8 protein-coding genes are annotated in these 14,740 nt (G+C 70.2%); 3 read left to right on the forward strand and 5 right to left on the reverse strand.

Translation table 11 applies throughout. From position 1 onward, the window contains the following. Positions 1–21: 21 nt before the first annotated feature. The 3 genes from ACHAA3_RS04335 to ACHAA3_RS04345 are packed head-to-tail and all read right to left on the reverse strand — an operon-like array spanning position 22 to position 2,521. On the reverse strand, positions 22–750 hold the full coding sequence (locus tag ACHAA3_RS04335) for a thioesterase family protein (protein WP_435707717.1): 729 nt from the start codon (positions 748–750) through the stop codon (positions 22–24). Between the two features lie 23 nt (positions 751–773). Continuing rightward, on the reverse strand, positions 774–1,001 hold the full coding sequence (locus ACHAA3_RS04340) for an acetyl-CoA carboxylase biotin carboxyl carrier protein subunit (RefSeq protein WP_435707718.1): 228 nt from the start codon (positions 999–1,001) through the stop codon (positions 774–776). Beyond that, the gene (locus tag ACHAA3_RS04345; protein WP_435707719.1) at positions 998–2,521 is read right to left on the reverse strand and encodes an acyl-CoA carboxylase subunit beta; all 1,524 of its coding nucleotides are present in this window, start codon (positions 2,519–2,521) and stop codon (positions 998–1,000) included. The genes ACHAA3_RS04340 and ACHAA3_RS04345 overlap by 4 nt, the downstream gene beginning before the upstream one ends. Positions 2,522–2,693: 172 nt before the next feature. Here ACHAA3_RS04345 and ACHAA3_RS04350 point away from each other — a divergent pair, with 172 nt between their 5' ends. From ACHAA3_RS04350 to ACHAA3_RS04360, 3 genes are read left to right on the forward strand one after another with little or no spacing between them, the layout of a single operon-like run. Further along, a complete protein-coding gene (locus ACHAA3_RS04350; protein WP_435707720.1) occupies positions 2,694–3,449 on the forward strand; it encodes an SDR family oxidoreductase in 756 nt (251 codons plus the stop codon). A gap of 1 nt (position 3,450) precedes the next feature. Continuing rightward, positions 3,451–4,512 (forward strand): phosphotransferase family protein, encoded by a 1,062-nt coding sequence (locus ACHAA3_RS04355; protein ID WP_435707721.1) that lies wholly within the window; start codon positions 3,451–3,453, stop codon positions 4,510–4,512. 10 nt (positions 4,513–4,522) lie between these two features. After that, positions 4,523–5,140, forward strand: coding sequence for a TetR/AcrR family transcriptional regulator (locus tag ACHAA3_RS04360; protein ID WP_435707723.1), 618 nt, complete (start codon positions 4,523–4,525; stop codon positions 5,138–5,140). A 74-nt stretch (positions 5,141–5,214) separates the two neighbouring features. Here the strand turns inward: ACHAA3_RS04360 and acpS are convergent, their stop codons facing one another. Together acpS and ACHAA3_RS04370 are read right to left on the reverse strand one after the other, a co-directional pair. Then, positions 5,215–5,634 carry a holo-ACP synthase AcpS gene (acpS, locus tag ACHAA3_RS04365; protein ID WP_435707724.1) on the reverse strand — a complete coding sequence of 140 codons (420 nt, stop codon included), beginning with the start codon at positions 5,632–5,634 and terminating at the stop codon, positions 5,215–5,217. A 10-nt stretch (positions 5,635–5,644) separates the two neighbouring features. Then, on the reverse strand, positions 5,645–14,716 hold the full coding sequence (locus ACHAA3_RS04370; RefSeq protein WP_435707725.1) for a fatty acid synthase subunit beta domain-containing protein: 9,072 nt from the start codon (positions 14,714–14,716) through the stop codon (positions 5,645–5,647). Between the last annotated feature and the right edge of the window lie 24 nt (positions 14,717–14,740).

Below are 14,740 nucleotides of genomic sequence, written 5' to 3' on the forward strand. Positions count from 1 at the left end.
GTGGACATGCGCCCGGCGAGGTCAGCGCAGGTGGGCGTGGAGATGCTCGCGCTCGTCGTCGGTGAAGGGGCGGGAGACCTGCTGGTCGGCGTCGAAACCGACCAGGACGGTCTGCGAGGTGAACAGCGGCTGCTGGTCGGACAGCAACGCCGTGTCGATGGTGAAGGATCCGCGACCGACCCGGGTGATCCAGCTGCGCGCGTCGTACGGCTCGGTGCGCCAGGTCACCTCGGAGAGGGGCTGCAGGCTGATGGTGCCGAGCACGAACTGGCCCAGCCGGCCACGGTCCATCCGGCTCGCGAAGTGTCGGATGCGCGCCTCCTGGGCCAGGCGCACCAGCCCGGAGGCGGACACCGCGCCTGTGGCGTCGACATCGCCGGCTCGCACCCGCGAGGGCAGTGGGTCGTCCTCGAAGGTCGGGGTCTGCGTGGGCGCGGGGTCGCCGTGGGTGGTGACGATGCGCGCCTGCACCACGGGCTCGGCGTCGCCTGCGGTAGTGCAGACCTCCTGGTCGAGCACGTCGCCGGACAGGCTCGATCGCAGCAGCAACGGCCGACTGCTCAAGGCGGTCGGCCGGTGGTAGGTGACGGTCACGTCGCGGACGGGACGCCCGGGTTCGAGATGTCCATCGCGTCGCAGCACCGCCTGCGCCTCGAGGGCGTAGTCGACGTAGACCACGTTCGTGACGTGGTTGAGGATGTCGAGATCGGCCCATCGCATGGGCAGCTCGTGGGTCCAGGTATCAGGCACCGCCCCGATGATGCCACGTGTGGCTACGCGCTGGGGGTGTCGTCGATCTCGACGACGCCGTCACCTTCTTGGACGATCTGGTTGAGGTCGACGAGGATCGCGCTCACGTATCCTCCTGCCGGAGCGACCACCGGGATCTCCATCTTCATCGACTCCAGCACGGCGACGGTGTCACCCTTGCCGACCTCGTCGCCGACGCGGGCGGTGATCTTCCAGATGTTGCCGACGATGTCGGCGCGCGCCTCGATCATTTCTGCCCTGCTGCGAGCATCCGCAGGGCTGCGACCATGCGACCGCGCGTCTCCTCGGGGTGGATCACGTCGTCGACGATGCCGGCCTCGGCGGCCACGTAGGGGCGAGCGACCTCTTCGCGGTACTGCGCGGCCAGCGAGTCGCGCAGCGCGACGGGATCCTCCGAGGCCGCGAGCTCGCGACGGTTCAGCAGCGCCACGGCGCCGCCAGGACCCATCACGGCGATCTCCGAGCCGGACCAGGCCCAGTTGACGTCGGCGCCGAGCGATGCCGCGCCCATCGCGATGTACGCGCCGCCGAAGGCCTTGCGCACCACGACGGTGAGCTTGGGCGAGTCGGTCTCGGCGTAGGCCTTGAGCACCTTGGCGCCATGCGTGATGACGCCGCGGCCCTCCTCGACGGTGCCGGGCAGGAAGCCGGGGACGTCGACGAAGGTCAGGACCGGGAGATCGAAGCGTCCACAGAACTCCACGAAGCGCGCCAGCTTGACCGACGCCTTGGAGTCGAGGATGCCGCCGCGTGAGGCGGGCTGGTTGGCCACGACGCCGACGGGCCGGCCGTCGAGGCGGCCGAACAGCGTGAGGATGCTGGGCGCGTGCTCGGGCATCAGCTCGAGGCGGGCGCCGTTGTCCAGCACGCCGTCGAGCAGGGCGTGCATGTCGAAGATGACGCTGGACTTTTCCGGAACCAGGGTCGGCAGCTTCTCGGCGGCACCGGGGTTGGCGGGCATCGCGCCCTGGATCTTCTGCGGTCCGCCCTTGTGCTCGGGCAGGTAGGACAGCAGCTGCCGGGTGGCCTCGAAGGCCTCGATCTCCGAGTCGACCTCGAGGTGCGCGACGCCACTGGTGACGGTGTGCAGCTGCGAGCCGCCGATCTCCTCGGCGGTGGCGTCCTCACCGGTCGCGGCCTTGACGATGTCGGGCCCGGTCAAGAACATCTGGCCCTGGCCCTTGACCATGATGGTCCAGTCGGTCAGTGCCGGCGAGTACGCAGCGGCTCCGGCGCACGGGCCGCAGATAACCGAGATCTGCGGGACCTTGCGCTGCGCCTTGACGTTGAGCGCGAAGATCCCGCCGCATCCGTCGAGCGCGAAGATGCCGTCCGGCACGCGCGCTCCGCCCGAGTCGTTGATGTAGACGATCGGGTGCCCCTGGGCGATGGCGAAGCGCTGGGCCTTCATGATCGCCTCGGCCATCACTGCTCCGATCGCGCCGGAGGCGACCGCAGCATCGTGGGAGATGACGACGACGGGCGTGCCGTCGGTCGTTCCCCATCCGGCCACGACACCGCTGCCGCTGCTGGATCCGTCGGGGCGGGTGCCAGCCGTGCGCAACGGCGTCATCTCGACGAAGGATCCCTCGTCCAGGAGAAGTTCGGCTCGCTCGCGCGCGGTGTGCACTCGCTTGCCCTTGGGCTCGATCCGCGCGAACCGGCCGTCTCGGTGCTGCGTGAGCACGTCGCGGGGGCTGGCGGGGACGGAGGCCGGGGAGGCGGTGGTACCGGAATCGAGCTGCGTCACTGAGATCTCCTAAACATGAGGCTTTCCTCAACTCTAACCGAAGCTGAGGGATTCCTCATCTTTGTGTGTTGCACGTCGCACGCACGCTGTCACCGAAGGCCCCACGACCGGGGTTGACGGGTGCGATAACGTGCCACTAAGCAAGCGCTTACCCATTCTTGAGGAGTTCGACGTGACTGAAGCACGCACCGCGATCGTGACCGGAGCCGCCCGTGGCATTGGAGCGGCTGTCGCCGCCCGCCTCGCCTCCGACGGAATGAAGGTCGCCATCGTCGACCTCGACCAGGACGCGTGCGCCAGCACCGTCGACACCATCACCGCGGCTGGCGGCACCGCCCTGGCCGTCGGCGCCGACGTCAGCGACGCGGCCGCCGTGGACGCCGCCGTCGCTCGCATCGCCGATGAGCTGGGTGCGCCGACCGTCCTGATCAACAACGCGGGCATCCTGCGCGACAACCTGCTGTTCAAGATGACGGTCGAGGACTGGGACCTGGTCATGGGCGTGCACCTGCGCGGCGCGTTCAACATGGCCAAGGCCGCTCAGAAGTTCATGGTCGAGGCCAAGTTCGGCCGCATCGTGAACCTGTCGAGCACCTCAGCCCTGGGAAATCGCGGACAGGCCAACTACTCCGCCGCCAAGGCCGGCATGCAGGGCCTGACCAAGACCCTCGCGATCGAGCTGGGCAAGTTCGGCGTCACCTCGAATGCGATCGCCCCCGGCTTCATCGTGACCGACATGACCGCGGCCACCGCCGAGCGTGTGGGCGTTCCGTTCGACGACTTCATCAAGTTCAGCGCCGAGCAGATCCCGGTGGCCCGCGTCGGTCAGCCCGAGGACATCGCAAACACAGCGTCGTTCCTGGTCAGCGAGGGCGCCGGATTCGTCTCGGGCCAGGTCATCTACGTCGCCGGCGGACCGAAGGACTGACGTGAGCACATCGCCGGCTGCCGGAGACGGGACATCCCGGCCCGAGGGCCTCGACCTGGTCGTGCTGGCCGACTGGCTGGCTCGGGAGAGTCCAGAGCTCGTCACCGGCCCCCTGTCGGCCGATCTCATCACGGGCGGCAAGTCGAACCTGACGTACGCAGTCACTGACGGCACGTCTGACTTCGTGGTGCGCCGACCACCGCTGGGCCACGTCCTGGCCACGGCGCACGACATGAGTCGGGAGTACAAGGCGATGGCCGCGCTGGCGGCGACCGACGTGCCCGTGCCGGTGATGCATGCCCTGTGCGAGGACCCTGACGTGATCGGCGCTCCGTTCTACGTGATGCAGCACGCGGTCGGCACGCCGTACAAGCACGCCAGCGAGCTGGAAGCGCTCGGACCGGATCGCACTCGAGCCATCAGCGAAGACCTCGTCGACACGCTCGGGCGGCTGCACGCCGTCGACTACGCGGCCGTGGGCCTGAGCGAGTTCGGGCGCCCCGACGGATATCTGGAACGTCAGGTCAGGCGCTGGCGCAAGCAGCTGGAGTCCTCGCGCAGCCGGGATCTCGACGGCATCGACGAGCTCGCCGAGCGGCTGACGGCCTCGATCCCGTCGGCCAGCGAGGGAACCATCGTGCACGGGGACTACCGGCTCGACAACGTGTTGATCGACAGTGACGACGGAGACCGCATGACCGCGGTGCTCGACTGGGAGATGAGCACGCTCGGCGACCCACTGACCGACGTCGCCGTCATGCTCGCCTACCAGCAGATGGCCGAGACCTCTCGCGCCGCGGGCGCTGCGGCGAGCGTCACCGACGCACCCCTGGCCGCTGGGTACCTGTCCCGCGACGACGTCATCGAGCGGTACGCCTCGGCCACCGGCCGCGACGTCAGCGACATCGGCTTCCACCTCGGGCTCGCATTCTTCAAGCTCTCGGTGATCCTCGAGGGCATCTACTTCCGGTACTCCCAGGGGCAGACCCTGGGCGAGGGGTTCGACACGATCGGCGACTCGATCGTCCCGCTGGTGCACGCAGGGCTGGACGCAACCAACTAGGGTGTCGCTGGTGACGGCCGAGATCCTAGAACCTCGACGCCGCCCCACGCAGGATCGCTCCCACCTGAAGTTCGATCACCTGCTGGCGGTGGCGCGCCAGCTCCTGCTCGAGGTCGGATTCGAGTCGTTCACCTGCGAAGAGGTCGCGCACCGCGCCGGCCTCCCCATCGGCACGCTGTACCAGTTCTTCCAGAACAAGTACGTCATCGTCTGCGAGCTCGACCGGGTCGACGCCGTGGGCGTGCGCGAGGGCCTCGAAGAGTTCGCCTCGGTCATCCCCCGGCTCGACTGGATCAACTTCATGGATCGTCTGGTCGACCACATGGCCGAGCTGTGGGCCACGGACCCATCGCGTCGAGCGGTCTGGCACGCCGTGCAGTCCACGCCGAGCACGCGAGCCACTGCGGCCATCACCGAGCGTGAGTTCGCCGCCGAGGTCGCCCGCGTGCTGGCCACCTTGACCCCCGGCATGGCCCGCGAGCGCCGCGCCATCATCGCCGAGGTGCTGGTGCACGTCGTCTACTCGATGCTCAACTTCTCGATCCGCGACGGCCAGAGCCACGCCGAGGCCGTCGTCGAGCTCAAGCGCCTCCTCGCCGCCTACCTCCTGAGCGCCAACCCCACCTGACTCGGGAGGTTCGCTGATTCCCAGGAGAACCCCGAAACCTGGCGCTTCACCCCTGTTGCAAGGTGGGCCAGGCGTCAGGTTCCGGGGTTCTCCTGGGAATCCTCACAACTCAGGACGACGAAGGCGGTCGCGTAGTCGGCGTCGTGGGAGAGGGAGAGGTCGATCTGGTGGTCGGCCAGGTGGTCCGCGACCTCGCCGTGCAGGCGGATGCGGGGGCGATTCCAGGCGTCGGTCACGACCTCGATCAGGTGGTGGACGTACTCGTCCATCACCGGTGGGTGGCCGTGGATCGACGCCGACCACGCCTTGATGACCGCCTCCTTGGCGGCCCAACGGACCGCGAGGTGTCGAGCGACGTCGGAGGGGCGATCGCGCGCATCGCCGCGCTCCCCCGGCGTGAAGACGTGCGCGAACCGCGAGCCCGGCTGGGCCAGCTGGTCCGCGAACGCCGGGACGTGGACGAGGTCCACGCCCACGCCCACGACCTCACTCACGACCGGACTCTCAACAGCTGGGTCCGCCGTACAGGCCGTCCGCGTCGAGACGCGACGTCGGCTCCAGCAGCATGCTGGCCTCGCGCTCACGTGAACCGGCCGTGCCCAGACGGCGGTCCGCCGGGCGCTCGTACAGCGACGGCCCGCCGTACATGGCCTCCACCAGACGCATGCGGCCCTCGATCGTGCGCTCCTGGGCCCGGGCGAGGTACGCATCCCGGTCCGCCGGCGCGAGCGACTCCACGAAGGCCTGCGGGTGCGCGAGCGCGATCAGCCCGGCCACGTGACCGAAGCCGAGGCTGGTGACCAGGCCGGCCTTCAGTCCGCCCCCGCCCAGGCTGGCGGTCTGCAGCGGCTCCCGCAGCCACACCAGGTGCTCGTGCTCGGCGAGGTCGTCGAGCACGCAGTCGAGACTGCGGTTCGGCGGGAGAACGCCCGAGCCCAGCACCTGCGACAGACCCACCAGCTGGAAGGCGGCGGCGCCACCCTTGGCGTGACCGGTCAGGGTCTTCTGGCTGATGACGTACAACGGGTTGCCCTCGCTGCGACCGATGGCCGCGGCGAGCCGCTCGTGCAGCTCGGACTCGTTGCGCTCGTTGACGCCGGTCGACGTGTCGTGCTTGGACAGCACGCCGATGTCATCGGCGGTCAGGCCGACCGACGCCAGGCCCTTGGCCAGGGCCGACTCGCGTCCCCCCAGACCTGCGGCCAGTGCGCCGATGCCCGGCGCCGGGATCGACGTGTGCACGCCGTCGGCGAACGACCCGGCGTACGCCACGACACCCAGGACCGGAAGTCCCATGGCTGCTGCGACGTCACCGCGGGCCAGCAGCAGCGTGCCGCCGCCCTGGCTCTCCACGAATCCGCCGTAGCGGCGATCGTTGGCCCGGCTGAAGTAACGGTCCTCCAGGCCCTTGGCGGCCATGGCACCTGAGTCGGCCGTGGCCGACATGTCGCCGAATCCGACGATGCCCTCGATGCCGAGGTCGTCGAAACCGCCGGTGACGGCGAAGTGCGCCTTGCCGAGCTTGATCTTGTCGACACCCTCCTCGACCGAGACGGCCGTCGTGGCGCAGGCCGCGACCGGGTGCACCATCGCACCGTAGGAGCCGACGTACGACTGCACGACGTGTGCCGCGATGACGTTCGGCAACGCCTCCTGGAGGATGTCGTTCGGTGTGCTCTCGCCCAGCAGCGTGTCGATGTACAGCGATCGCATCGACGTCATGCCGCCCATGCCGGTGCCCTGGGTGTTGGCGACCAGCGCCGGGTGCACCCACTGCATCAGCTCGGCAGGACTGAACCCGCTGGACAAGAACGCGTCCACGGTGCAGACGAGGTTCCACAGGCCCACGCGGTCGACGGACTCGACCATCTCGGCCGGCACGCCCCACACGGTGGGATCGAAGCCGGTCGGGATCTGACCGCCGACGGTGCGCGACATCTTCGCCTTGCGCGGCACCTTGACCTCCGATCCGGCCTTCCTGGTCACCGTCCAGTCACCGTCGGCTCCGATCGCGATGACGGTCTTGTCCGGATCGGAGCTCTTCATCGCACGGGCCTCGGCCTCGCCTGAGACCGTGAAGGTCATGTCCTGCTCGAGGTAGACCGAGGTCATCAGCGGTCGGGTGTTGTCGACCATGGCACCGTCATCGGCATAGCGACGCACGCCGACGCGCTCACGCACGGCGTCGTCGTACCGCTCGGCGACCTCGGACTCCTCGACCTTCTCCTGGCTCTCGACATCGAACCAGGACCCGGCGGTGGTGTCCCACTGGACGAGTCCGGTCAGCCACGCCAGCTCGAGCACTCCGGCCGCCGACAGCTCGTCGTCGACCTCGATCTCGAAGCGCGTGCGCGAGGACCCGTACGGGCCGAGCTCGCCGGCGCCGACGACGACCACGAGGTCCTCGGGGCGCGACGGGACCGAGCCCCAGGCCGGGGTCACGACGCGATCCAGCTGCGCCGGCGAACCGGGCAGTGCCGCAATCGTCCCCGTGCTGTCCTCGACGGGGGCGGAGGGCATCTCGATGTCGGCCGCCAGCGCCTTCATGTCCAGAGCAGACTGACCCAGGCCGCCCGTCAGGTCTGCACGGACCGGCTCGATCGATGCCGCGGCTCGCATGGCAGGCGATGTCAGAGCCACCAGCTCACCCGCCATGTCGTCCGGTGCCCAGGTGCGGACTCCGGCTGCCTCGACGGCCTCGACCAAGGGGTCGTTGCCACCCATCAGCCCGGTGCCGCGCACCCAGCCGATGATCGCGTGGGCCAGCGTGACCCGGTCGGCCCAGGTCCGCTCGGCGCTCCACTTGGTGACCAGCGCGTCGAGCGCAGCCTTGGCCTCGCCGTAGGCGCCGTCGCCGCCGAACATGCCGCGGTTTGGTGAACCGGGCAGCACCACGTGCAGCGTCGCGGCCAGGTCGCGGTCGCGGATCGTCGAGGACAGTGCCCCGATGAGCCGTTCGACCGACCACAGCAGGATGCGCATCTCGACCTCGGCGCGGCCACCAGCGTCAGTCGCCTCACCGGACACCCGGCCGGCCGCGAACGGGAACAGCAGGGTCGGGGTGAGCGCCGGCTTGACGACCGTGGTGGTGCCGGCCTTGGTCTCGGTCTGCTCCGAGCCCAACCAGTCGGCGAGTGCATCCACGTCGGCGAAGCTGGCCATGTTGGCCGGCACGATCCACAAGGTGGCACCCGTGGCGGCGTGCTCGCGGTACAACGTCTTGTAGAACGCCAGGCGCGAGGAGTCCAGGGACGAGGTCGTCGCGACGACCGTCGCTCCCTCGGACAGCAGGCGGCCCACGACTGCAGCTGCGATCGAGCCCCGGCTCGCGCCGGTCACCACCGCGATGTCGTCGGCGTGTGCACCGCTGGCGACGTCGAGGGCCTCCCCCGCGATCGTCGACAGGCGCACCGACAGGTCGGCGTCGTCGGTCTGGTCGGCGTACCACTGAGCGTGGGACGCGACGACCGGACCGGCACCACGGAAGGATGCGGTGACGTCGTGACCGGCAGCCACCCGCGCCACGTCCTCGCGGGCGCTGGCCCAGCGGTCGTCGAGCACGACGGCGCGCAGGGCGTCGAATGCCGGGGCCGTCTGCTTGGCCCAGTCGGGCCCCAGCTCGGACTCGACCCGGGCGACGATCGCCGCATCGGAGCCGTCGGACTCGACGACCTCGGCGGGCACGTCCAGGCCAAGACGGTTCAGCACGAGGCGCGCGGAGGCCGCGAGCACACCGTCGGGGCCGGTGATGGCGTCAGTGAATTCACCCAGAGCGGCGGCATCGACGGTCGCGCCCTCACCGCCGCCGGTGGCCGGAAGCGCCACGGACGCACCGTGGCGGGCGGCGACCGCCTGGACGGAGGCGTCGATCGCTGCGTCGACGTCTGCGGCCGAGGCCACGGTCAGCTCGCCGAACGATCCGCCGCGCACGCTGGTGCCCTCACGGGTCGCCATCGCCAGCTCGGCGACGACGTGCTGGGCCCATCCGGACCCGAGCTCCCAGGTGCCGGTGACGCGCTCGATCACGGCGTTCTGGCGCTTGCCACTGGGGCCGAGGATCTTCTTGAGATGATCCCCGATGGCCTCGGACAGCACCGGTCCGAGCGGCTTGTAGCCACGGGCCAGGCCGGTGACCTGGGTGGCCAGGGTCGGGATGTCGGCATCGGCGGCTCCGTCGATGGCGCCGAGCCCCAGCTCGCCGCCGAGGTCGACCAGCAACTGGTTGCGGCGCGACGACGCTCCGTCGCACAGCGACTCGATCGAGTCGGCTGCACCGATCTGATCGAGGCGCAGCTTGGTCCACCAGGCGATCAGCGTGCGGGTGGCGTCAGCCGCACCGAACGCGATGTCGTCGGGGCGTGGGCCGCTCGAGGTCGCAGCAGCGGGGGCCGCAGGTGCGGCTGGGGCGGACTCCGAGGCGGCCGGGGTGGCCTCCTCGACCGGCTCGTCGTCGACCTCGGCCACGTCCTCGTCGGTGGAGAACACCGCAGCGGCGTCGCGTTCGATGTTGAGCACCTCGACGGGGCTGCCGGCGAAGCCGGGCAGCTTGAGGGTCGAGCTGGCGAGGTTGGCGACGGTGGGCGCCTGGCCCACACCGACCTCGACGAAGCGCTCGACGCCGAGCCCGTCAGCACCGAACATCAGGTCCTGCGTCTCGATCCAGCGCACCGGGCTGGCGAACTGCCAGGCCAGGAGCTCGATCAGCACGACACGGCACAGCTCACCGGGCCGCGCAGTCCAGGTGTCCCACTCGGCGAGGACTCCGCGCAGCGGAGTGGTGCCGGAATGCTCGGGGTCGACCAGGTCGGCGATCTCCAGCACGAAGTCGTGGTCGAGCGAGAACGGGCGCGGCACCAGGTTCGGCACGTAGCGGCCCTGCAGGATCGTGGGGTCGATCGAGGCGGGCAGGAGCTCCTCGAGCCGGGCTCGGAAGTCCGCCACACCGCCGTGCAGGACACGGGAGTGGAACGGCACGTCGATGCCGGGAACGTAGATGAACGCGGCCTTGCCACCGTGCTCGGCGCGCAGCCGCGCGACCTCGTCCTCGAGCGCGGCGAGCCCGGCGATCGAGCCGGCGATCGCGTACTGGGAGTCGCGCAGGTTGTAGTTGACGATCTGCAGGAACTCATTCGTGCTCTCGGAGATGCCATCGACGAAGGCCGTGACGGTGTCGTCGTCCAGACCGATCTGAGCCGGACGGATCGCGGCGAGCCGGTAGTCGCTGCGGCCCTTGGCGTCGCGCTCGACCAGAGTGTGCATGACCGAGCCGCGCTGGAACACGACCTCGACGACCGCTTCGAGCGCGATGACGCCCGACACGGCAGCGAGGGCGTTGTACTCACCGACGGAGTGACCGGCCAGGATCGAGCCTTCGACGAAGGCTCCGGACTCACGCAGCTCGGCCATCTGCGCCGCGCCGAGCACGGCCATGGCGACCTGGGTGAACTGGGTCAGGAACAGCACACCGTCGGGATGGCGGTGCTTCACTCCATCGATGGTCAGCTCGGTCGGGTTGTCGCGCACGACGGACAGGATCGAGAAGCCGAGCGCGGAACGGGTGTGCGCGTCGGCGCGGTCCCAGATCTCGCGCGCTGCCTTGGAGCGCTGGTAACCGGCCATGCCCATGCCAGCGTGCTGGATGCCCTGGCCCGGGAAGGCGTAGGCCGTGCGGGGCGCCTGCAGGCGCGCGGTGGCGGCTGCGACGACCTCGCCGTCGGCGCGGCAGGTGACGTCGATGATCTCATCACCCTCGGACAGTGCGATGCGATCGGCGCGGATGTCGACCGAAGCGCCGGGGCGCACCGGCGCGAGGAACCGCGTGGTCCAGCCCACGATGGGGCGACCGGTCTCGGCCACGAGTGCCTGCTGAGCAGCGGCCGACAGCCACATGCCGTGGACGATCGGGCCTTCGTGCCCGTCAGTGGCCAGGCCGGCGAGTCGGGCGGCGGCGACGTTGGTGTGGATGGGGTTGTGGTCGCCGGTGACAGCGGCGAATCCACGCATGTCGGTGGGCGCCTGCAGGGTGCCGACGACACGGTTGCGACGCGGCGTGTCGTGCAGGTCGCCGAGTGCGCCACCGGCGCGCTCGGGATCGCTCAGCGCGACAGCTCCGGTACGACCGCGGATGGCGAGGCGCTCGCGCAGGGTCGCGACAGGGGTGCCGGCGCAGCTGATCGCGACGTCGACCGCGACGACGCGACCGACCTCGGTGTCGACGACCTCGTCGAGGGTGGCCGAGATGTCGAGAGTCGCCGTGGTGGCGGGCAGGTCACCGGTCAGGTGGACCTGGTGGTCCAGGTGGACGAGGTCGAGCATGCCCTCGACGACGGGGTGCAGCTGACCGTTCTCCGTGGCGATCTCGGCGCTCGCGAGGACCGCGAAGACCGACGGCCAGGCGAGTCCGACCAGGACGTCGGGCAACGGATGACGGACGTCGGAGTTACCGGTGACGCCGACGTGATCCAGCACCAGATCAGGTGTCCACGACACCTGGGTGGTTCCGTCGGGGAGGTCTCCCCCGGATGCCGAACGAACCAGCGCCTGCATGGCCGAGACGGCCGAGCTGGACGAGACGACCGGAATGGCGCCATGGGCCACCGACGCGGGCAGGTCGATGCGCAGCACGAGTGGCTCGGCGAGCGGGACGGTCAGCTCGACGGCCTGGACGCCTTCGGGTGAGGGCGCCACGGCCACCAGCGATGCGCCGGTGGCGGGGTGCTCGGCGTGCTGGTCATCGACGATGACCCAGCCGTCGCCGAGGCGCCGCACGGGGCTCTGCACGGTGCGGCCGGCCCAGACGACGTCGTGAGCGGCGAGGGCGAGCGCCAGGGCGTCGCCGGTTCCCAGTGCGTGGCGGCGTCCGGGGACGCGGCGCGGTGCACGACCGCCGGCGAGCAAGGTGTCCAGAGCGGCGTCCTCGAAGCGCTGCAACAGCTCGGCGACGGGCTCGTCGACACGCTGGATTCCAGCGACCGAGACGGTGCCGGGGATCACGCAGACCTCGTCGGCGGAGTAGCGCTCGTCGTGGGCCTGCCACAGCGAGTCCGAGCGCCACCAGCGGCGCACGTCGGCATCGATGACCGGAACGAAGGTGACCGGCTTGCCCGGTGCACGGCACAGGTCGACGAAGAACATGACGTCGGCCGGGTGCAGTCGCACGTCGGCGGCCGCGGGGTGGGCGTCGATCAGGACGTCGAGAACCACAGCCGGGTCGAATGCCGTGGTCTCGGCGCCGAACAACGACTCGATCGAACCGCGATCGGCCGGGCTCAGGCGGGCCTCGGCGCGCTGCACCATGGCCACGAACCGGCTCTCCAACGTGACATCGAGCCACCTGCCTGCAGGCGCGGTGAGCTCGACGTAGCGGCGCAACCAGGCCTCGTACGTCATGGCGGCGGCATCGCCGAAGTAGGGCTTGGCGGTGCGATCGAGCGCCTCGATGATCTCCTCGCGCCGTTCGGCGACTGCGTCGGCGTCGCCGGCCACCTCGTCGAGCAGGCGGCCCGTGCGCGAGGCGGTGTTGTCGATCTCGTGGATGTCGGCGCCCAGCTGGCTGCGGCCCGATGCCATGCCGCCACCGGCGTGGCCTGCACCAACCCACGTCTCGGTTCCCGGTGTGTCGACCAACAGCTGCTTGACCGCGGCCGAGGTGGTCGCCTCGAGCGTGGCCATCGCCGCGGTGCCGACCAGCACACCGTCCAGCGGCATGATCGGGAAGCCGTGGCGGATCGCCCACTCGCCGGTCAGGTAGGCCGATGCGGCCTCGGGGGTGCCGATGCCGCCGCCCACGCACACGACGATGTTGTCGACCGCACGCAGGTCGGCGTAGGTGGAGATCAGCAGGTCGTCGAGGTCCTCCCAGGAGTGGTGACCTCCGGCCCGGCCGCCCTCGATCTGCACGATCAGTGGAGTCGCAGGTACCGCCTTCGCGATCGCGATGACGTCGCGGATCTGGCGGACCGTGCCCGGCTTGAAGACCACGTGCTCGATGCCGAGCCCGCGCAGCTCCTCGACCAGGGCGACCGCCTCGTCGAGCTCGGGAACACCTGCGGTGACGATGACACCGTCGATGGGCGCACCGGCGGCGCGTGCACGCTGCACCAGGCGCTTCTGGCCGACCTGCAGCTTCCACAGGTAGGGATCGAGGAACAACGAGTTGAACTGGTAGCGGCGGCCGGGCTCGAGCAGACCGTCGAGCTCGGCGACGCGATCGGTGAAGATCTGCTCAGTGACTTGTCCGCCACCGGCCAGCTCGGCCCAGAAGCCGGCGTTCGCCGCGGCGGCGACGATCGGGGCATCGACCGTGGTGGGCGTCATGCCGGCCAGCAGCACGGGCGAGTAGCCGGTGAGGCGGCTGAACGACGTCTCGACCCGGTTGCTGCCGTCGGGCAACGTCACGACGGACGGGGCATAGGCCGACCACGGAGTGGACCGACGCGGGATGGCACCGCTGGCGGTGAGGGCTCGGTGGCCCGCGCGGGTCGTCGTGGTGATGACACCGGCGCCACGGATGGCGAGCTCGCGCGAGGACAGCCGGGCAGCGAGGTCTCCGGGGCCGAGGTCGAGGACCCACCCGGCACCGGCGTCGCCGGCTCGTTCCAGCTCGTCGACCCAGTCGACCGGGTCGACGATCGCTCCCATGGTGAGGCTGCGGGCGCGCTCGGCGTCCAGGCCGCAAGCGGCGGCCCAGGCCGCGACCAGGTCAGCGGCCTCGGCGAGATCGGGGTGGTGGAAGGCGAGCTTGGTGGGCAACGGCTCGATGACCGGCGCGAACGGCGCTCCTCCGGTGGCCTTGCGCTCACGCTCGGCCTTCTCCTCGGCGGCGACCTTCTCCAGACGCGCCACCACGGTGCGCAGACCCGCGGCCGGGCCGGACAGCACGACCGACCGGCGCCCGTTGCGCAGGTTCGCCACGACGCGATCGCTGAGCAGCGAATCGACCCGGGCGGGGTCGACATCGGACAGGCTGACCATGGTCTCGCCCAGCAGACCGCGACGGCGCCCCACCAGCTGACCGGCCACACCGATCAGACGTGCGACGGCGAGCAGCTCGGCATCGGGGACCCCGGCCAGCGCCTGGGTGGCGAGATGACCCTGCGAGTGACCCAGCACTGCGGCCGGCTGCACCGAGCGCGGGTCGAGACCCTGGGCAGCAAGTGCACGCAGCGCGGCGAGCTGGGTCAGCAGAATTCCGGGAACCGACACGGCCGGATCGTCGAGTCCGGATGGAAGTGTCGGCGCGTCGTCGTCCTCGGCGGACTCCCCCACCGCGAGGACGTCGACCCACGCCAGCGGCTCGAAGGCGCGTCCTGCCCGGGCCACCTCGCCGGCGACCGGCTCGATCAGCGCGTTGGCCTCCGCCACGAGGGCGGACAGATCCGCCTCGAGGGCATGATCGCGCACGAGGACCGACAGCGGCTCGAGCCACGGCCCGCCCTGTCCGCCGAACGCGAGCGCGTAGGACTCGCCGTCATTGAGCCGGTCGACCAGCGCCCCGGTGCGGGCCCGCGTGGCCAGCTCGGTGCCGGTGCGTGCGGAGGGGGCGGTCAGGAGCGGGTGTGACGGAACGGGAACCATTCATCGATTCTTGCAAAACATGAG

It is taken from the genome of Aeromicrobium sp. CF3.5, assembly GCF_051262695.1.
In the GTDB taxonomy this organism is placed as follows: domain Bacteria; phylum Actinomycetota; class Actinomycetes; order Propionibacteriales; family Nocardioidaceae; genus Aeromicrobium.